Origin of the sequence: Limnohabitans radicicola (assembly GCF_014837235.1) — a bacterium.
In the GTDB taxonomy this organism is placed as follows: domain Bacteria; phylum Pseudomonadota; class Gammaproteobacteria; order Burkholderiales; family Burkholderiaceae_C; genus Limnohabitans_A; species Limnohabitans_A radicicola.
Window position 1 is genome coordinate 526,962 of the sequence record NZ_JACYFT010000001.1, and the last position, 17,480, is coordinate 544,441.

The following is a 17,480-nucleotide window of genomic DNA, read 5'->3' on the forward strand; positions in this document are numbered from 1 at the left end:
ACGGGCCTGGCTGTTCAGTTCAGGACTTGGTCTTGGCTTCCACGTCGATCGTGGTTTTGTCAGCCTGAACCTGCTGCGCTGCCACAGGGGTCGCGGGCTTTTCTTCGGAAGTGTTGCCTTCTTTCATGCCGTCCTTGAAGCCCTTGACGGCGCCGCCCAGGTCAGAACCGATGTTCTTGAGCTTTTTGGTGCCGAACACCATCACGACGATCAGCAAAACGATCAGCCAGTGCCAAATGGAAAAGGAACCCATGAAATTCTCCTAACGTTGATTCGGGATTCTAAAGGGGTTGTCCGGGTGCATGGCAAACGCCTGCAAACCCAAGGCCATCCCCAGTCTGTCAGCCCCTGAGCCAGGGACGCGGGCCACCCATGACGTGCATGTGCAGGTGGTGCACCTCTTGGCCGCCCTCTGCCCCATTGTTGACCACGATGCGGAAACCGCCCTCCGGGTAGGGGTTACAGCCCTCCTGCAAAGCCAGCTGGGGGGCCAGGGTCATCATGTGGCCCATCAGAGCCGCATGCTCGGGGGCCAGGTGCGCCATCGAGGGGATGTGCAGCTTGGGGATGATCAAAAAGTGGATCGGCGCCCAGGGCGCGATGTCATGAAAGGCATACACATGGTCGTCCTCGTGGACCTTGCGCGACGGGATCTGGCCCGCCACGATCTTGCAGAAGATGCAGTTGTCGCTCATGGTTGAAAACTTCATACAGCAGACGGGTCCGGCATGGCCTGACCCCGATTGAGCCGCACCATGCCCAGCACGACGCGGTAAAGAAACCAGATGGAAATCACCACCCAGGCCAGCCAGCCCGGGAAGAAAAACAGAGCCCACAGGGGCGCGGTCAGCAGGTACAGCAGCGCCGCCCACAGCACCGTGCGCAGGCGGTAGCCAAAATGGCTGCGCTGCCAGCCCTGCACATCACCACGCTTGACCAGATCGATGATCAGCGCCACCACCAGCAGCAAGGGGCCGACCTGCCCGCCCGGAATCACCGCCCCGACGGCCACCACCAGGTGCAGCACGTAGCTGACCCAGCTGATCGTCAGATCGCTGTCCTGCTGGAAGTCGTCGGTGCTCATGGCATCACTCGCCGGACGCTTCGCGCGCTTGCGCCTTGCGCAGGGCTTTTTCTTCGAGGCCGCTCAGGCCCTCACGGCGGGCCAGTTCGTTGACCACATCGGCGGGCGTCAAGCCATAGTGGGCCAGCGCGATCATGCTGTGGAACCACAGGTCAGCCACCTCGTAGACCAGCTTGGCTTTGTCCCCGCCATGGTCCACGTCTTTGGCCGCCATCACGGTCTCGGTGGCCTCTTCGCCGATCTTCTTCAAAAAAGCGTCGGGCCCTTTGTGCAGCAGGCGGGCCACGTAGCTTTTTTCAGGGTCGCCGCCATTGGCGGGTTTGCGGCTTTCGACCACGGCCGCGAGGCGGTCAAGGATGTCCTGGTTGGTCATAGGCTTAGGGCGCTCACTTGTAAATGGTTTCAGGGTCCTTCAGGACCGGGTCAACAGCCCGCCAGCCGTCGGGCTGCAGACTCTGGAAAAAGCAGCTGTGCCGCCCCGTGTGGCAGGCAATGCCCGGCTCGTGGCCCAGCTGGGTCACCTTGAGCAGCACGACATCGTTGTCGCAGTCCAGCCGGATGTCGTGCACGGTCTGTACATGGCCGGACTCCTCGCCCTTGAACCACAGCTTGTTGCGCGAACGGCTGAAATACACCGCCCGTTTCAGTTCGGCGGTTTTTTGCAGCGCCTCGCGGTTCATCCACGCGAACATCAGCACGTCGCCAGTGTCTTTTTCCTGGGCGATCACGGGCACCAGGCCTTTGTCGTCCCATTTGATCTTGTCGAGCCAATTCATGTTCACAACCTGACAGGAATGCCACGCTCGCGCATGCGCTCTTTGGCTTGTTGTACGGTGTACTCCCCGTAATGGAAGATGCTGGCCGCCAACACCGCATCCGCCCCGCCGATGCTCACGCCGTCAGCCAGGTGATCGAGGTTGCCCACACCGCCCGATGCGATCACGGGCACGCTCACAGCGTCGCTCACGGCGCGGGTCAGTTGCAGGTCAAAACCGCTTTTGGTGCCGTCGCGGTCCATGCTGGTGAGCAGGATTTCACCTGCGCCGTACTCGGCCATTTGCGTGGCCCAGGCCACGGCGTCCAGGCCCACGTTTTTGCGGCCCCCGTGGCTGTACACGTCCCAGCCGGGGCCCATGGGCAAACCGTTGGCGCCGATGCGCTGTTCGTCTTCGGGCGTGCGACGTTTGGCGTCGATGGCGACCACGATGCACTGCGCACCGTATTTGTCAGACGCGTCGCGGATGACTTGCGGGTTTGCAATCGCTGCCGAGTTGAAACTGGTCTTGTCGGCCCCGGCGTTGAGCAGGCGGCGCACGTCTTCGACGGTGCGCACGCCGCCACCCACCGTCAGCGGAATGAACACCTGGCTGGCCACGGCCTCGATGATGTGCAGGATCACGTCGCGGCCGTCGCTGGTGGCGGTGATGTCCAAAAAGGTGAGTTCGTCAGCGCCCTGCTCGTTGTAGCGGGCCGCGATTTCGACCGGATCGCCCGCGTCGCGCAGTTCGACAAAGTTGACGCCCTTGACCACGCGACCGCCGGTCACGTCGAGGCAAGGGATGATGCGTTTGGCGAGCATGGAGACTTCTCTTGTTGGATGGTTCAGGGGTTCAGCACTTGCAAGCGCTGCCAGCCCGCCCAGCGCCCGCCCGCAGGCAAGGTGATGGGCTCGTACACCTGCGCAGCTTCGACGCAGAGCATCTGGCGCCAGCCGTCATCGGGCATGTCGGCCAGGCGCTTGCACAGGTCTTGCGCAGGGTTCCAGACCACGGTGTTGACCCAGCTGGGGCTTTGGCTGATCTGCAGGGTCTGGTTCAGCGTCATCGGATTCGGTGCAGCTTCGTACACGCGGTCAAATTCGGCGGCAAAGCGGAGGGTGTCGGCAGCGGTCGCATGGGTGTCGCTGAGCGAATCCCATTCGGGCTGGCCGCCCAGGCCCTGCAGCGTGGCTTGCGTCACGTCGGGCACGGCCAGGTAGGTGTGCAGTGCGCCCGAAAACGCCAAGGGCTGCGCATCGGTGTTGTGGATGCTCAGGGTCAGCTGCACCGCGCCAGGGCTCAGATCGATGTGCAGCTGGGCCTCAAAGGCTTGAGGCCACCACTGGCGGGTCTGGACGTTGTCTTGCAAGCGCAGTGTGAGGCGTGCATGCTCAGCGGTCAGTTCAGCTGCATCGGCCAGCCAGGCCACGTTGCGTGCAAAGCCGTGTTTGGGCAAGCGGTCGGCCAGGGGGCCGCGCTGGTTGAACTGCGGAAAGCACACGGGCACACCGCCTCGGATGGCGGCCTGGCCGTTCATCACGCTTTGAGGGCTGAGGTACAGCCGCTCTTGCCCGCCCGAGACCCAGGACAGCACATGCGCGCCGTGCAAGGCCACCACCAGGCGGTCGCCCGCTGGCAGCGCCAACTCGCAAGCCGGCAGACCTGCGAACACGGTGTCGCGACAAGTGGCCTGCCCGGTCATCTGGCGTTGCCTGTGGGGTTCAACCGTTGAGTTCGTCAGCGCGTTGCTGCGCCAGCGCAAAGTCGAGGTCGCCCGAGTAGATCGCACGGCCGCAGATCACGCCTTCCACGCCTTCGTCTTCGACCGCGCACAGCTGCTCGATGTCGGCCATGTTGGACAGGCCGCCCGAAGCGATCACGGGGATGGTGAGGGCCTGCGCCAGCTTGACGGTGGCGTCGATGTTGATGCCACTGAGCATGCCGTCACGGCCGATGTCGGTATAAATGATGGACTCGACGCCCCAGTCCTCGAACTTCTTGGCCATGTCGACCACTTCGTGGCCGGTGAGCTTGCTCCAGCCGTCGGTGGCGACTTTGCCGTCCTTGGCGTCCAGGCCCACGATGATGTGGCCACCAAAGGCGGTGCAGGCGTCTTTCAAGAAACCCGGGTTCTTGACGGCAGCGGTGCCGATGATGACGTAGCGCAGGCCGCTGTCGATGTATTTTTCGATCGTGTCCAGATCGCGGATGCCACCACCCAACTGCACTGGAATGTCGTCGCCCACGGCCTTGAGGATGGCCTTGATGGCGCCAAAGTTTTGTGGCTTGCCTGCAAACGCGCCGTTCAGATCCACCAGGTGCAGGCGGCGTGCGCCTTTTTCGAGCCAGGTGCGTGCCATGGCGGCCGGGTCTTCACCGAAGGTCGTGGCTTGGTCCATATCGCCCTGCTTGAGGCGAACGCAGTGGCCGTCTTTGAGGTCAATGGCGGGGATCAGAATCATGGCAAGTTAAAAGCAGGTGAAAGAAAAACGGCAGTGAAAACCACTCAAGGCTGCCAGTGGAGAAAATTGCGGAACAAGGCCAAGCCCTGGGCCGCGCTCTTTTCGGGGTGAAACTGGGTCGCAAAAATATTGTCGCGGGCCACTGCGCAGGCAAAGCGGCCGCCGTAGTCGGTCTGGGCCGCACTGTGCGCCGGGTTGGCCACTTGGGCGTAGAAGCTGTGCACAAAATAGTACCAGCTGCCGTCGGCAATGCCGCGCCACAGCGGGTGCGCAGGTGCATCTTGCCAGACCTGGTTCCAGCCCATTTGCGGCACTTTGTAGCGGGTGCCGTCGGGCTGCGTTTGTCCGACCAAATCGAACTTGACCACGCGGCCGGGGATCAAACCCAGGCCGGGCGTGTCGCCCTCGTCGCTGTGGTCCAGCAGCATCTGCATGCCCACACACACGCCAAACAGGGGTTTGCTGGCGGCGGCTTCAAGCACGGCCTCCATCAGGCCCGACTCGCGCAACTCGCGCATGCAGTCGGGCATGGCACCCTGCCCCGGCAGGACCACGCGGTGCGCGTCGCGCACCACTTGCGGGTCAGACGTCACCGTCACTTCGGCATGGTCCACGCTGGAGGCCGCATGGATGACCGCCTGCGCCACGCTGCGCAGGTTGCCCATGCCGTAGTCCACCACTGCGACGCGATTGACGCTCATGCTCAGAGACTTCCCTTGGTCGATGGGATCACGCCCGCCGAACGTGGATCAAGTTCAAGCGCTGCGCGAATGGCCCGTGCGAAAGCCTTGAAGATGGTCTCGCACTGGTGGTGCGCATTCACGCCCTTGAGGTTGTCAATGTGCAGCGTGCACAGGGCGTGGTTCACAAAGCCCTGGAAGAACTCGAATACCAACTGGGTGTCGAGCGCGCCGATCATGCCGGAGGTGAAATTCACGTCCATGTGCAAACCCGGGCGGCCCGAAAAATCCACCACCACGCGGCTCAAGGCCTCGTCGAGTGGCACATAGGCATGGCCATAACGGCGGATGCCTTTTTTATCGCCAATGGCTTGCGCGAAAGCCTGACCCAAGGTGATGCCAACGTCTTCCACCGTGTGATGGCCGTCGATGTGCAAGTCGCCTTCGCAGGCGATGTCGAGGTCAATCAAGCCGTGGCGGGCGATCTGGTCGAGCATGTGGTCCAGAAAACCGATGCCGGTATTCAGCTTGGCCTGGCCCGTGCCGTCCAGGTTGAGGGCGACGCGGATGTTGGTCTCGGCCGTCTTGCGGGTGACTGCAGCGGTGCGGTTCATAAGGAGGCTTTCAAAGCGGCGAGGAGTTGGTCGTTTTCTGCGGCAGTGCCCACCGTCAGACGCAGGCAATTGGCCAGCAATGGGTGCATTTTAGAAACGTTCTTGACCAGCACTTTGTGGGCTTTCATACCCTCAAAGATTCGGGCCGCATCGGGCACGCGGGCCAGGACCATGTTGGCCTCGCTCGGGAACGGGGTCACGCCGGGCAAGGCGGCCAGCGCTTGCAGCAAACGGGCACGTTGCTCGCGCAGGTCTTTGGCCTGGGCAGCAAACACCTCGGCATGCTCCAGCGCGAACAGCGCGCACTCGTAATTGAGCACACTGATGTTGTAAGGGGGGCGCACTTTGTCAATCTCGGCCACCAGGGCCTTGGGGCCCACCATGTAGCCCAGACGCACACCGGCCAGACCGAACTTGCTGAGCGTGCGCATCAAGAGCACATGCGTGTGGCGCGTGATGCGGTCCATGTAGCTCTTGCTGGCAAAGGGCTGGTAGGCCTCGTCCATGACCACCAGGCCGCCTTGTGCGCCTTGGGCCAGGACGATCTTCTCGATCGTGTCGTCGTTCCACAGGTTGCCCGTGGGGTTGTTGGGGTAGGCGAGGTAGATGATGGACGGCTTGTGCTCGGCAATGGCGGCCAGCATGGCCGCTTCGTCGAGTTCAAAGTCAGCCGTGAGCGGCACGCCGTGGAAGGCCAGGCCTTGCAGCTGGGCGCTCATGGCGTACATCACAAAGCCGGGCAAGGGCGCGAGGATGCTTGCTCCAGGCACATCGCAGGCCATGGCCAAGAGCGAGATCAACTCGTCCGAACCGTTGCCCAGCATGATGTCAAAACCATCGGGCATGCCCGCGTGCTGGGCCAGCGCTGCGCGCAGGTCGTTCACGCGGCCATCGGGGTAGCGGTTGAGCGCCAGCGCGCCCAGGCGCTCGCCCAAAGCCTTTTGCAAATCAGCAGGCAGGCGGTGCGGGTTTTCCATCGCATCGAGCTTGACCATGCCGACCGAATCCTGGATGGCATAGGCGTGCATGGACTGCACGTCCTGGCGGATGCGTTGCATGAGTTGGGGGCTGACGTTGCTCATTGGGTGTCTCGCATCGGGGGCACAGGGTTCAAACGCAACTCAGCGGCACGGGCATGGGCCTGCAGGCCTTCGCCATAAGCCAATTCTGCGGCGATGCGGCCCAGCGGCTGCGCTCCGGCTTCGCTGACCTCGATCAGGCTGCTGCGTTTTTGAAAGTCGTACACGCCCAAGGGCGAGGAGAAACGCGCCGTGCCGCTGGTAGGCAGCACGTGGTTGGGACCGGCGCAGTAGTCGCCCAGCGACTCGCTGGTGAACGCACCCAAAAAGATCGCGCCCGCATGGCGCAGCAGCGGCTCCCAGCGGTGCGGGTCGCGGCTGGAGACTTCCAGGTGCTCGGGCGCGATGCGGTTGCTGATGGCGCAGGCTTCTTCCATGTTGCGCGTGAGGATCAGCGCACCCCGGTCGTTCAGGCTCTTGGCGATGATCTCGCGGCGCGGCATCTCGGGCAACAGGCGGTCAATGGCGGCCTGCACCGCATCAATGTAGGCCGCATCGGGGCACAACAAAATGCTTTGTGCGAGCTCGTCGTGCTCGGCCTGGCTGAAGAGGTCCATCGCCACCCATTCGGCGGGGGTGGTTCCATCGGCCAACACCAGAATTTCTGAGGGCCCCGCAATCATGTCGATGCCCACGGCGCCGAAGACGCGCTTTTTGGCGCTGGCCACATAGGCGTTGCCCGGGCCGGTGATCTTGTCGACCTTGGGGATGGTCGCCGTGCCGTACGCCAAAGCAGCCACGGCCTGCGCGCCGCCCACGGTGAAGGCGCGGCTCACACCGGCCACACAGGCGGCGGCCAGCACCAGCGGGTTGCGCACGCCAGCTGGCGTGGGCACCACCATGATGATGTCCTGCACCCCGGCCACATGGGCAGGGATGGCGTTCATCAACACCGAAGAGGGGTAAGCGGCTTTGCCGCCGGGCACGTAAATGCCCACGCGGTCGAGCGGCGTCACCTTCTGGCCCAGCAGCGTGCCGTCTTCGTCGCGGTAGCTCCAGCTCTCGCCCGAGGCTTTCTTTTGGGCCTCGTGGTACCGGCGCACACGGCTGGCTGCGGCTTGCAGGGCTTCGCGCTGGGCAGCGGGCAGACTGTCCAAAGCGGCTTGCAGCTCGGTCTGGGTGATTTCGAGCGCCTTCACATCGGTCGCTTGCAGGCCGTCAAAGCGCTGGGTGTACTCGAGCACGGCCGCGTCGCCGCGCTTTTGCACATCGGCCAGGATGTCGGCCACGCGCTGCTCGATGGCGGCGTCGGTGTCGGCAGACCAATGCAAGCGGGCCGCAAAGGCCGCTTCAAAACCGGCGTCGGCCGTGTTCAGTTGCAATGGTTTGGCGTACAGGGCCATGTTCAGTCTTTCTTCACGGCGCCCGCAAAGGCGTCGATGATGGCGCGGATCGGCGCCTGCTTGAGCTTGAGCGCGGCCTGGTTCACCACCAGACGCGAGCTGATGTCCATGATGCGTTCGACCTCGACCAAGTGGTTGGCCTTGAGCGTGTTGCCTGTCGACACCAGATCGACAATCGCATCGGCCAAGCCCGTCAGCGGGGCCAGCTCCATGCTGCCGTAGAGCTTGATCAGGTCGACGTGCACGCCCTTGGTGGCAAAAAAGTCACGCGCAATCGCAGTGTATTTGGTGGCCACTTTCAGGCGTGCACCGGTGCGCACCTGTGCGGCGTAGTCGTAGTCGGCGCGCACCGCCACGCTCATGCGGCATTTGGCGATGTTGAGGTCCAGCGGCTGGTACAGGCCCTGGCCGCCGTGTTCGATCAAGGTGTCCAAACCCGTCACACCCAGATCGGCGCCGCCGTATTCCACATAAGTGGGCACATCGCTGGCGCGCACCAGCACCACGCGCACATTGGCCTGGTTGGTCGGCAGGATCAGCTTGCGCGATTTTTCGGGGTCTTCGAGCACCTCGATGCCTGCAGCCTGGAGCAGCGGCAGGGTTTCGTCAAAGATGCGTCCTTTGGACAGGGCCAGTGTGATCATGTTCGTTTCAGCCAGGGCTTGCGCCCCGGGTTTCATTGGATGCGTTCGATGTCGGCGCCCACAGCGCGCAGTTTGGCTTCCATGCGGTCGTAACCGCGATCCAGGTGGTAGATGCGGTCCACAATGGTTTCACCTTCAGCCACCAGCCCTGCAATCACCAGACTGGCCGAGGCGCGCAGGTCGGTCGCCATCACGGTGGCGCCCGAAAGTTTCTCCACGCCTTCGATCACCGACACCTTGCCGTCGATCTGGATGTGCGCGCCCAGGCGCACCAGCTCGTTGACGTGCATGAAGCGGTTTTCAAAAATCGTCTCGGTCACCTTGCTGGCCCCCTTGGAGATGCAGTTGAGCGCCATGAACTGCGCCTGCATGTCGGTTGGGAAGCCCGGGTATTCGGTGGTGCGAAAGTTTTGGGCCTTCAAGCGCCCTTCGGACTTCACACGGATGAAGCCCTCACCGGCTTCGATCGTGGCCCCGGCATCGCGCAGCTTGTCGATGACCGCGTCCAGGTGGTCAGCACGGCCGTGGCGCAGCACCACATCGCCGCCCGTGGCGGCGACCGCACACAAGAACGTGCCCGCCTCGATGCGGTCAGCCACCACCTGGTGCTCACCACCATGCAGGCGCTCTACGCCCTGGATACGGATCTTGCTGGTGCCGTGGCCTTCGATCTTGGCGCCCATGGCAATGAGCATTTCGGCCAGGTCGGTGATCTCGGGCTCCTGGGCCGCGTTTTCGAGCACGGTTTCGCACTCGGCCAAAGCGGCCGCCATCATGAAGTTCTCGGTGCCCGTCACTGTGACCATGTCGGTGGTGATGCGCGCGCCCTTGAGGCGCGTGCGGCCTGCGGGCAGGCTGGCCAGCATGTAGCCGTGCTCCACCGTGATCTCGGCACCCATGGCCTGCAAGCCCTTGATGTGCTGGTCCACCGGACGTGAGCCGATGGCGCAACCACCGGGCAGCGACACTTTGGCGCGACCAAAACGGGCCAGCAAGGGGCCCAGCGCCAACACCGAGGCGCGCATGGTTTTGACCAGCTCGTAAGGGGCTTCGGGGTTGTTCAGTGCGCCCGCATCGAGCGTGACACTGCCGTCAGCGTGGTGCTCGGCCTGTACGCCCATGTTGCGGATCAACTTGAGCATGGTCGACACGTCCTGCAGGCGCGGCACATTGCGCAGCGTCACCGGCTCGGCCGTGAGCAAAGCAGCGCACAGCTCGGGCAAGGCAGCGTTCTTGGCACCGGCCACGTCGATCGTGCCTTGCAGGCGGTTGCCGCCACGAATTTTGAGTTTGTCCATTGGAAAAATCGGTACGGTGTGGGTGTCAGGCAGCGGAGCGGCTCAGCGCCCTTGTGCAGCCCACTCGGCGGGCGTGAAAGTTTTCATCGACAGGGCATGCACCTCATCGGTGTGCATTTTTTGGCCCAAGGTGGCGTACACCTTCTGGTGGCGGGCAATCAGGCGCAAGCCATTGAAAGCCTCGGACACGACCACTGCATTCCAGTGGCGGCCATCGCCATCGACCTCCAGATGGGCGCATGGGAGCCCTGCGGCGATGATGGCGTGAAGTTGCTCTGCGTTCATGAAGGTTCAGCTCCGGATCTTGTAGCCGGTGCGCAAGAGGTGAAGGGTGACGCCGCTGACCAGCGCCAGGGCCGTGCCCACCACGGCCAGACTGGTCCAGGGTGAGACATCGCTTTGGCCAAAGAAACCATACCGGAAACCGTCAATCATGTAAAAGAACGGGTTGAGGTGGCTCAGCTGCTGCCAAAACGGTGGCAAGGAGTGGATGGAATAAAACACGCCCGACAGGAACGTCATGGGCATGATGATGAAGTTCTGAAAGGCGGCCATCTGGTCGAACTTTTCAGCCCAAAGGCCCGCGATCACGCCCAAAGCGCCCATCATGGCCGCGCCCAGAATGGCGAAGGCCAGAATCCACAAGGGGTAGACAAAGTGGATGTTGACCATCCAGCCGGTGATGACGAACACGCCCAGACCCACCGCCAGACCGCGCACCACCGATGAGCCCACATAGGCCACAAACCAGCTGCGGTGCGACAGCGGCGTGAGCAGCAGGAACACGATGTTGCCCATGATCTTGCTCTGCACCAGGCTCGACGAGCTGTTGGCGAAGGCGTTTTGCAGCACGCCCATCATGATGAGGCCCGGCAAAAGGAAGGAGGTGTAGGCCACCTGGTCGTAGACCTTGACATGGTCTTCGAGCACATGGCCAAAGATCAGCATGTAGAGCACCGAGGTGAGCACGGGCGCAGCGATGGTCTGGAAAGCGACTTTCCAGAAACGCAGGACTTCTTTGTAGAGAAGGGTTTGCCAGCCGGTCATGCCGAAACTCCGGTTGCGGGTTGCTTGCGGTTCATGACTTCCAGGAACACATCTTCGAGGTCAGGCTGGCGAATTTCCACATCTTCGGCCACCAGGCCCGCCGCGCGGATGGTGGCCAGGTGGTTTTCGATTTCGAGCGCGTTGTGCACCGGCAACTGAACGATGCGGCCGGTCACACGCGCCATGGCGGCCAGGGCCGCAGGCAGCTCGCCATCGAGCTTCATGCGCAGCACCTGGCTGGTGGCGGACTTGAGCAGGTCGGAGGTGCGCTCCAAAGCCACCACCTCGCCGCGCTTGAGCATGGCGATGCGGCCGCACAGGGCTTCGGCTTCTTCCAGGTAGTGCGTGGTCAGCAGCACGGTATGGCCTTGCTTGTTGAGCTTGGCGATGAACTGCCACAGTGTCTGGCGCAATTCGACGTCCACACCTGCAGTGGGCTCATCGAGCACGATCACACGGGGTTTGTGCACCAGGGCCTGCGCCACCAGCACGCGGCGCTTCATGCCGCCCGAGAGTTGGCGCATGTTGGCGTTGGCTTTGTCGGTCAGGCCCAGGCTGTCGAGCAGCTCGTCGATCCAATCGTCGTTGCCCTTCACACCGAAATAGCCCGACTGGATACGCAGCGATTCACGCACGGTGAAAAACGGGTCAAACACCAGCTCTTGCGGCACCACACCCAGCAGACGGCGGGCGGCGGCGTAGTCGGTCTGCACATCGTGGCCATGCACCTGCACACGGCCTTCGCTCGCCCGGCTCAAACCGGCCAGGATGCTGATCAGGGTGGTCTTGCCTGCGCCGTTGGGGCCCAGCAGGCCGAAGAATTCGCCCTCCTGCACCTCCAAAGACACCTGTTTGAGCGCCTGAAACGCAGACGCACCCGCACTGCGGGCAGGGTAGATCTTGGAAACGGATTGGAAAGAGAGCGCAGACATGAAGGGCCTATTTTAAGTGTTCCATCGGTCTGGGCTGGCAGATGCACGGGGAATTGGCCTGCAAACGGCAAAGCACCTGGACAATCCGGCGCTGGCAGAGCCTGTGCCCAGCGAATTCAGTCACCCAAAAGCGCCTTCACCCCATACAAAGCCGCCAACTCCTGCAGCTTGGCTGGTATGTGCCGGACCTCAAAGGCTTGGCCCAAAGCCAGCGCCTCGCGGCGGCAAGCCAGCAACACCGCGAGCGCCGAAGAGTCGAACTGGGTGAGGGCCGAAGCGTCGAGCTGCCAGGCCGCACCGACAGGTGCCGCGCGCATGGACTGCACCCACCCGTCCCGGCAGGCTTTGGCCTGGGGGTGCATCAAGGTGGCGGGCAGTTTGAATGCGGTCATGGCGCAGGTGCTCAGGATTTTTGCGCGTTGGCCTTGTTGCGCTCGGCCAGGCTGTTGATCAGCGCGTCGATGCCGCCCGCATTGATTTCCTTGGTGAACTGGCTGCGGTAGTTCTCAATCAGCCAGACACCGAGCACATTCAGGTCAAAAATCATCCAGCCCGCGCCTTCGCCGGGGGTTTTTTCCAAGCGGTAGTCCAGCTGTATCGGGTCGCCCTTGCCGCGCACCTCAGTGTTGACCACCAGGTTCTTGTCGTCTTGCCCAGGGCGCAGCGGCTTGACCACCACACTCTGGTCACTGACTTGGCTCAAGGCACCCGAATAGGTGCGCACCAGCAGCAGTTTGAATTCGTCCTGCAGGCGTTTTTGTTGCTCGGGTGTGGCCTTGCGCCAGGCGGGGCCAGTGGCCAGCGCCGTCATGCGTTTGAAGTTCACATTCGGCATGACTTTGCTGTCGACCAGCTGGATGATCTTGCTGACGTCGCCGTTGCGCAAAGCCTTGTCGGCCTTGATCGTGTCCAGGGTTTCGGTGCTCATGCGCTTGATGAACGCGTCTGCACTCTCTTCGGCCGCGTGGGCGACACCCATGCCGGTCATCCCGATCAAGGCCAGGGTCAACAACAAACGGCGGGGCCAGGTGGCCAATGACAATGTATTTTTCATGCAGCTGACTGTAAAAACAAAATCCGGCTTCGCACGGATGGAGGTGTGAACATCTGTAACGGTCTCACTTGCCGGACAGCTCCGGGTCGTTGTAATCGAAATCGGACGGCGGATTGCCGTCGTAGATGTCATTTTCGCGCTTTTGCAAATAGGCATCGCGCACGAAGCTGTAGGGGTCGAGCGAAGCTGCCTTGACTGTGTCGACCGTCTTGAGCAGGCTGGCGCGCAAGTCCGTGACACGCAGTACGGTCAGGGTGCTGCGCGTGGCCGTATCCCTGACGTTCTGGCTCGGATCGCCCTTGAAGTCGAGCGGCAAAGCCAGACCGTCGCGCAAAGTGGATGGCCCCAAAATGGGCAGCACCACATAAGGCCCGGAAGGCACACCCCAGTAACCCAGGGTCTGGCCAAAGTCTTCCTTGCGTTTTTCGATGCCCATCTCGGTCGCGATGTCCAGCACGCCGGCCATGCCAAACACCGAATTGACCGACACGCGCATCAGCGTCTCGGCCGTGGCCTGCCCCTTGAGCTGCAAAGCACTGTTGGCCATGGACCAGACATCGCTCAGGTTACCCAAAAAGTTGTGCACCCCCGTGCGTGCAAATTTGGGAAGCACCTTGTCGTAAACCTGCGCCACAGGGCGAACCACGGCGGTATCGACCACATCGTTGAAGGCGTAAATGCGGCGGTTCATGGCCTCCCAGGGGTCACGCGCATCGGCCGCCATCGCGCTGCACTGCAGGGCCGCCAGCGCAATTGCCAGCCACAGCGAGCGCAGAGTTTGGGAACTCATGGCTTGCCGCCTTCCGACTTGGCAGGCTCGGCGGCCTTGCTGTACAGGAACTGGCTGATCAGGTTTTCAAGCACGATGGCCGACTGGGTCGAGCCAATGCGGTCACCCGCAGCGAGGTTTTTTTCATCCGCACCGGGCACGATGCCCACATACTGCTCGCCGAGCAAACCGCTGGTCAGGATGGACAGCGAGCTGTCTTTGGGGAATTCGTTTTTGGATTGCAGCGCCAGAGTCACCTGCGCCTGAAAGGACTCGCCGTCGAACACGATCTGTTTGACGCGGCCGACCACCACGCCCGCGCTTTTGACCGCCGCACCGGTCTTGAGGCCGCCAATGTTGTCGAACTTGGCCGTGACTTCGTAGTCCTTGCTGAAACTCATTTGCAGCAGGTTGGCCGACTTGAGGGCCAGGAACAACACCGCCACCGCACCCAGCAACACAAACAAACCCACCCAGACATCATTTTTGGAACGTTGCATGGCAATCCCTCTTCTTCAAATACTGAACATCATCGTGGTCAAGATGAAATCCAGACCCAGAACCGACAAGGAAGACACGACCACACTGCGGGTGGTGGCACTGGCCACACCCTCGGGTGTCGGCTGCGCCACATAGCCTTGCAGCAGCGCGATGAACGTGACCGCCACGCCAAACACCACGCTCTTGACCATGCCGTTGCCCACGTCCTTCCAGACATCGACACCACTTTGCATCTGGCTCCAGAAGGAGCCCGAATCCACACCGATCAGCAACACGCCAACGGCGTAGCCCCCCAGGATGCCCACCGCACTGAACACGGCCGTGAGCAGCGGCAAGGCGATCACGCCGCCCACAAAACGCGGTGCCAGGATGCGCTGCACCGGGTCCACGGCCATCATCTCGAGCGCCGTGAGCTGCTCACCGGCCCGCATGAGACCGATCTCGGCCGTGAGCGACGCACCCGCGCGTCCCGCAAACAGCAAAGCGGCCACCACCGGACCCAACTCGCGCACCAGGCTCAGTGCCACCAAGAGGCCCAAAGCTTCGGCCGAGCCGTAGCGCTGCAGCGTGTAGTAGCCCTGCAAGCCCAGCACAAAACCGACAAACAACCCCGAGACGGTGATGATGGCCAGCGAATAATTGCCCAAAAAATGCACCTGGTCGCGCACCAAACCAAAGCGGCGCAGCGCCGTGCCTGACATGACCAGCAGTCGGATGAACAGACGCGCGCCATAGCCCCAGTCGGCCAAGGCCTGGCGCGTCATGGCACCGAGCGCGGCCAGCCAATCGATCAGCCGGTTCATGCCGGCCTCCTGTCGTAATCCTGCGCCACCGTGGGTGCCGGGTAATGGAAGGGCACGGGTCCATCGCTCAGGGCATGGACGAACTGGTGGATCAAGGGATCGGTGCTGGCGCGCAGCTCGGCCGGCGAGCCTTGCGCCGCCACAGCACCGTTGGCCAGCACCACCACATGGTCGGCGATCTCGAAGGTCTCGGTGATGTCGTGCGACACGATCACGCTGGTGATGCCCAGGCTGTCGTTCAAGCGGCGGATCAGGCGCGCGGCCGTGCCCAGCGAGATCGGGTCGAGCCCGGCAAAAGGCTCGTCGTACATGATGAGGTCCGGGTCGAGCGCAATGGCCCGTGCCAGTGCCACACGGCGGCTCATGCCACCGGAGATTTCAGAGGGCTTGAGGTCGCGCGCACCGCGCAAGCCCACGGCGTCGAGCTTCATGAGCACAATGTCGCGCACCATGTCTTCGGGCAGGTCGGTGTGCTCGCGCAAGGGAAAAGCCACGTTGTCGAACACGCTGATGTCAGTGAACAAGGCGCCGAACTGGAACAACATGCCCATGCGTCGGCGGGCCGCGTACAACGCGGTCTGCTGCATGGTGGTCACGTCCTCACCATCAAAGCGCACCTGGCCTTGTTGGGCTCGGATTTGACCGCCGATCAGGCGCAGCACGGTGGTCTTGCCACCACCCGACACGCCCATCAGGGCCGTGACCTTGCCACGCGGCACGCCAAAGCTGACATCGCGCAAGATGACCCGTTCACCGTAACCGAAGGTCAGATGATCGAGCTCGACAAGGAATGGACTGGCGTGGGTGGTCATGAAAAACAAGAGCCGGGGAAACCGGCTCTTGCGATGTTATGCGACCAAGATGAACAGGATGTAAACCTTGGTGTTCTAGGGATTTTACCTAGAACCAAAAACCCTCAGCGCGGCAGGTCGCTTTGACCCATCAGGAACTCGTCCACCGCACGCGCCGCTTGACGGCCTTCGCGGATGGCCCAGACCACCAGCGACTGACCACGGCGCATGTCACCCGCCGCAAACACCTTGTCCACATTGGTGGCATAGCCACCTGTGAAGTCGGTGCTGGCCTTGGCGTTGCCACGGGCGTCCTTGTCGATACCAAAGGCGTCGAGCACGGTCGCGACCGGGTTGGTGAAGCCCATGGCCAACAAAACGAGGTCGGCTTTGTATTCCTTCTCGGTGCCAGGCACCTCGACCATCTTGCCGTCCTTGAACTCGACCTGCACAGTCTTGAGACCCGTGACCTTGCCTTTTTCGCCGATGAACTCCTTGGTGGAGATGGCGAACTCGCGCTTGAGGAGGCCTTTTTCGGCGCTCTCGTCATGGCTGGAGCTGGTGCGCAGCTTCATGGGCCAGTAAGGCCAGACCATCAGCTTGTTTTCTTTTTCGGGCGGCTCGGGCATCACCTCGAACTGGGTCACGCTGACGGCGCCGTGGCGTGTGCTGGTGCCCACGCAGTCGCTGCCGGTGTCACCGCCACCGATCACGATGACGTGCTTGCCATCCGCGCGCAACTGGCCTTTGAGCTTGTCGCCCGCATTGACCTTGTTTTGCTGGGGCAGGAACTCCATCGCGAAATGGATGCCGTCCAGGTCGCGGCCCGGCACGGGCAGGTCACGCGACTGCTCGGAACCACCCGTCAGCAGCACCGCGTCAAAGTCTTTCTTGAGCTGCTCGGCGCTGATGGTTTCCTTGGCCCAGTTGGTGACCTTGGAGTCCTTGGGCCACTCGCCCACCAAGACGCTGGTGCGGATCGTCACGCCTTCGGCTTCGAGCTGCTTGACGCGGCGGTCGATGTGCGACTTTTCCATCTTGAAGTCGGGGATGCCGTAGCGCAGCAAACCACCGACGCGGTCGTTCTTCTCGAACAGGGTCACGTCGTGGCCCGCACGCGCCAGCTGCTGGGATGCAGCCAGACCCGCAGGGCCTGCACCGATCACGGCGACCTTCTTGCCGGTCTTGACCTTGGCCGGACGCGGTGTGACCCAGCCCTCGGCCCAGGCGCGGTCGATGATGGCGTGCTCGATGGATTTGATGCCCACGGCGTCACCGTTGAAGTTCACCACGCAAGCGGCTTCGCAAGGTGCGGGACAGATGCGGCCAGTGAACTCGGGGAAGTTGTTGGTGCTGTGCAGCACCTCGATCGCGTTTTTCCAGTCACCGTGGTAGACCAGGTCGTTGAAGTCCGGAATGATGTTGTTGACCGGGCAGCCGTTGTTGCAGAAAGGCGTGCCGCAGTCCATGCAGCGCGCGCCCTGGGTTTTGGCTTGCTCTTCGGTCAGACCGATCACGAACTCGCCGTAGTTCTTGAGGCGCTCGGCAACGGGCTTGTAGCCCTCTTCGATGCGCTCAAATTCCATGAAGCCTGTGACTTTTCCCATGATGTTTCCTTCGA

General features: G+C 62.5%; 24 protein-coding genes. All 24 read right to left on the bottom strand.

The features are described 5' to 3' along the window. Nucleotides 1–19: 19 nt before the first annotated feature. The 24 genes from tatA to IC609_RS02790 all read right to left on the bottom strand — a co-directional run bounded on the left by tatA (nucleotide 20) and on the right by IC609_RS02790 (nucleotide 17,466). Nucleotides 20–253 (bottom strand): Sec-independent protein translocase subunit TatA, encoded by a 234-nt coding sequence (tatA, locus tag IC609_RS02675; RefSeq protein WP_191817898.1) that lies wholly within the window; start codon nucleotides 251–253, stop codon nucleotides 20–22. Between the two features lie 88 nt (nucleotides 254–341). After that, the gene (locus tag IC609_RS02680; protein WP_191817899.1) at nucleotides 342–695 is read right to left on the bottom strand and encodes a histidine triad nucleotide-binding protein; all 354 of its coding nucleotides are present in this window, start codon (nucleotides 693–695) and stop codon (nucleotides 342–344) included. A gap of 11 nt (nucleotides 696–706) precedes the next feature. Beyond that, on the bottom strand, nucleotides 707–1,084 hold the full coding sequence (locus IC609_RS02685; RefSeq protein ID WP_191817900.1) for a DUF4870 family protein: 378 nt from the start codon (nucleotides 1,082–1,084) through the stop codon (nucleotides 707–709). A gap of 4 nt (nucleotides 1,085–1,088) precedes the next feature. Continuing rightward, nucleotides 1,089–1,457, bottom strand: a complete 369-nt coding sequence (locus IC609_RS02690; RefSeq protein ID WP_191817901.1) for a phosphoribosyl-ATP diphosphatase — start codon at nucleotides 1,455–1,457, stop codon at nucleotides 1,089–1,091. A gap of 13 nt (nucleotides 1,458–1,470) precedes the next feature. Then, a complete protein-coding gene (hisI, locus tag IC609_RS02695; RefSeq protein ID WP_191817902.1) occupies nucleotides 1,471–1,860 on the bottom strand; it encodes a phosphoribosyl-AMP cyclohydrolase in 390 nt (129 codons plus the stop codon). A gap of 2 nt (nucleotides 1,861–1,862) precedes the next feature. Beyond that, nucleotides 1,863–2,663 carry an imidazole glycerol phosphate synthase subunit HisF gene (hisF, locus tag IC609_RS02700; RefSeq protein WP_191817903.1) on the bottom strand — a complete coding sequence of 267 codons (801 nt, stop codon included), beginning with the start codon at nucleotides 2,661–2,663 and terminating at the stop codon, nucleotides 1,863–1,865. A gap of 23 nt (nucleotides 2,664–2,686) precedes the next feature. Next, nucleotides 2,687–3,544, bottom strand: a complete 858-nt coding sequence (locus IC609_RS02705) for a D-hexose-6-phosphate mutarotase (protein ID WP_191817904.1) — start codon at nucleotides 3,542–3,544, stop codon at nucleotides 2,687–2,689. A gap of 19 nt (nucleotides 3,545–3,563) precedes the next feature. Next, nucleotides 3,564–4,304 (bottom strand): 1-(5-phosphoribosyl)-5-[(5-phosphoribosylamino)methylideneamino]imidazole-4-carboxamide isomerase, encoded by a 741-nt coding sequence (gene hisA / locus IC609_RS02710; RefSeq protein WP_191817905.1) that lies wholly within the window; start codon nucleotides 4,302–4,304, stop codon nucleotides 3,564–3,566. Nucleotides 4,305–4,348: 44 nt separating this feature from the next. Next, nucleotides 4,349–5,005, bottom strand: coding sequence for an imidazole glycerol phosphate synthase subunit HisH (hisH, locus tag IC609_RS02715; protein WP_191817906.1), 657 nt, complete (start codon nucleotides 5,003–5,005; stop codon nucleotides 4,349–4,351). A 2-nt stretch (nucleotides 5,006–5,007) separates the two neighbouring features. Then, a complete protein-coding gene (gene hisB / locus IC609_RS02720) occupies nucleotides 5,008–5,598 on the bottom strand; it encodes an imidazoleglycerol-phosphate dehydratase HisB (RefSeq protein WP_191817907.1) in 591 nt (196 codons plus the stop codon). Then, nucleotides 5,595–6,680 (bottom strand): histidinol-phosphate transaminase, encoded by a 1,086-nt coding sequence (gene hisC, locus IC609_RS02725; protein WP_191817908.1) that lies wholly within the window; start codon nucleotides 6,678–6,680, stop codon nucleotides 5,595–5,597. The genes hisB and hisC overlap by 4 nt, the downstream gene beginning before the upstream one ends. Continuing rightward, complete coding sequence (hisD, locus tag IC609_RS02730; RefSeq protein ID WP_191817909.1) at nucleotides 6,677–8,020, bottom strand: histidinol dehydrogenase; 1,344 nt, start codon at nucleotides 8,018–8,020, stop codon at nucleotides 6,677–6,679. Before hisD ends, hisC begins: the two co-directional genes overlap by 4 nt. Before the next feature lie 2 nt (nucleotides 8,021–8,022). Beyond that, nucleotides 8,023–8,664 carry an ATP phosphoribosyltransferase gene (gene hisG / locus IC609_RS02735; protein ID WP_191817910.1) on the bottom strand — a complete coding sequence of 214 codons (642 nt, stop codon included), beginning with the start codon at nucleotides 8,662–8,664 and terminating at the stop codon, nucleotides 8,023–8,025. A 32-nt stretch (nucleotides 8,665–8,696) separates the two neighbouring features. Beyond that, on the bottom strand, nucleotides 8,697–9,962 hold the full coding sequence (gene murA, locus IC609_RS02740; protein ID WP_191817911.1) for a UDP-N-acetylglucosamine 1-carboxyvinyltransferase: 1,266 nt from the start codon (nucleotides 9,960–9,962) through the stop codon (nucleotides 8,697–8,699). Between the two features lie 42 nt (nucleotides 9,963–10,004). Beyond that, nucleotides 10,005–10,247, bottom strand: coding sequence for a BolA family protein (locus tag IC609_RS02745; RefSeq protein WP_191817912.1), 243 nt, complete (start codon nucleotides 10,245–10,247; stop codon nucleotides 10,005–10,007). A gap of 6 nt (nucleotides 10,248–10,253) precedes the next feature. Next, on the bottom strand, nucleotides 10,254–11,009 hold the full coding sequence (locus IC609_RS02750; RefSeq protein ID WP_191817913.1) for an ABC transporter permease: 756 nt from the start codon (nucleotides 11,007–11,009) through the stop codon (nucleotides 10,254–10,256). Then, entirely contained in the window at nucleotides 11,006–11,941 is a 936-nt protein-coding gene (locus IC609_RS02755; RefSeq protein ID WP_191817914.1) for an ABC transporter ATP-binding protein, read from the bottom strand. Before IC609_RS02755 ends, IC609_RS02750 begins: the two co-directional genes overlap by 4 nt. A gap of 116 nt (nucleotides 11,942–12,057) precedes the next feature. Continuing rightward, nucleotides 12,058–12,333 (bottom strand): STAS domain-containing protein, encoded by a 276-nt coding sequence (locus IC609_RS02760; RefSeq protein WP_225223966.1) that lies wholly within the window; start codon nucleotides 12,331–12,333, stop codon nucleotides 12,058–12,060. 11 nt (nucleotides 12,334–12,344) lie between these two features. Continuing rightward, nucleotides 12,345–12,995: an MlaC/ttg2D family ABC transporter substrate-binding protein gene (locus tag IC609_RS02765; protein ID WP_408610990.1), complete on the bottom strand. Its 651-nt coding sequence runs from the start codon at nucleotides 12,993–12,995 to the stop codon at nucleotides 12,345–12,347. 64 nt (nucleotides 12,996–13,059) lie between these two features. Beyond that, nucleotides 13,060–13,785 carry an MlaA family lipoprotein gene (locus IC609_RS02770; protein WP_191817915.1) on the bottom strand — a complete coding sequence of 242 codons (726 nt, stop codon included), beginning with the start codon at nucleotides 13,783–13,785 and terminating at the stop codon, nucleotides 13,060–13,062. Then, a complete protein-coding gene (mlaD, locus tag IC609_RS02775) occupies nucleotides 13,782–14,264 on the bottom strand; it encodes an outer membrane lipid asymmetry maintenance protein MlaD (protein ID WP_191817916.1) in 483 nt (160 codons plus the stop codon). Before mlaD ends, IC609_RS02770 begins: the two co-directional genes overlap by 4 nt. Before the next feature lie 15 nt (nucleotides 14,265–14,279). Then, nucleotides 14,280–15,068, bottom strand: a complete 789-nt coding sequence (gene mlaE, locus IC609_RS02780; RefSeq protein WP_191817917.1) for a lipid asymmetry maintenance ABC transporter permease subunit MlaE — start codon at nucleotides 15,066–15,068, stop codon at nucleotides 14,280–14,282. Then, nucleotides 15,065–15,880: an ABC transporter ATP-binding protein gene (locus tag IC609_RS02785; RefSeq protein ID WP_191817918.1), complete on the bottom strand. Its 816-nt coding sequence runs from the start codon at nucleotides 15,878–15,880 to the stop codon at nucleotides 15,065–15,067. Before IC609_RS02785 ends, mlaE begins: the two co-directional genes overlap by 4 nt. Before the next feature lie 104 nt (nucleotides 15,881–15,984). Further along, a complete protein-coding gene (locus IC609_RS02790; protein ID WP_191817919.1) occupies nucleotides 15,985–17,466 on the bottom strand; it encodes a glutamate synthase subunit beta in 1,482 nt (493 codons plus the stop codon). Nucleotides 17,467–17,480: the final 14 nt, after the last annotated feature.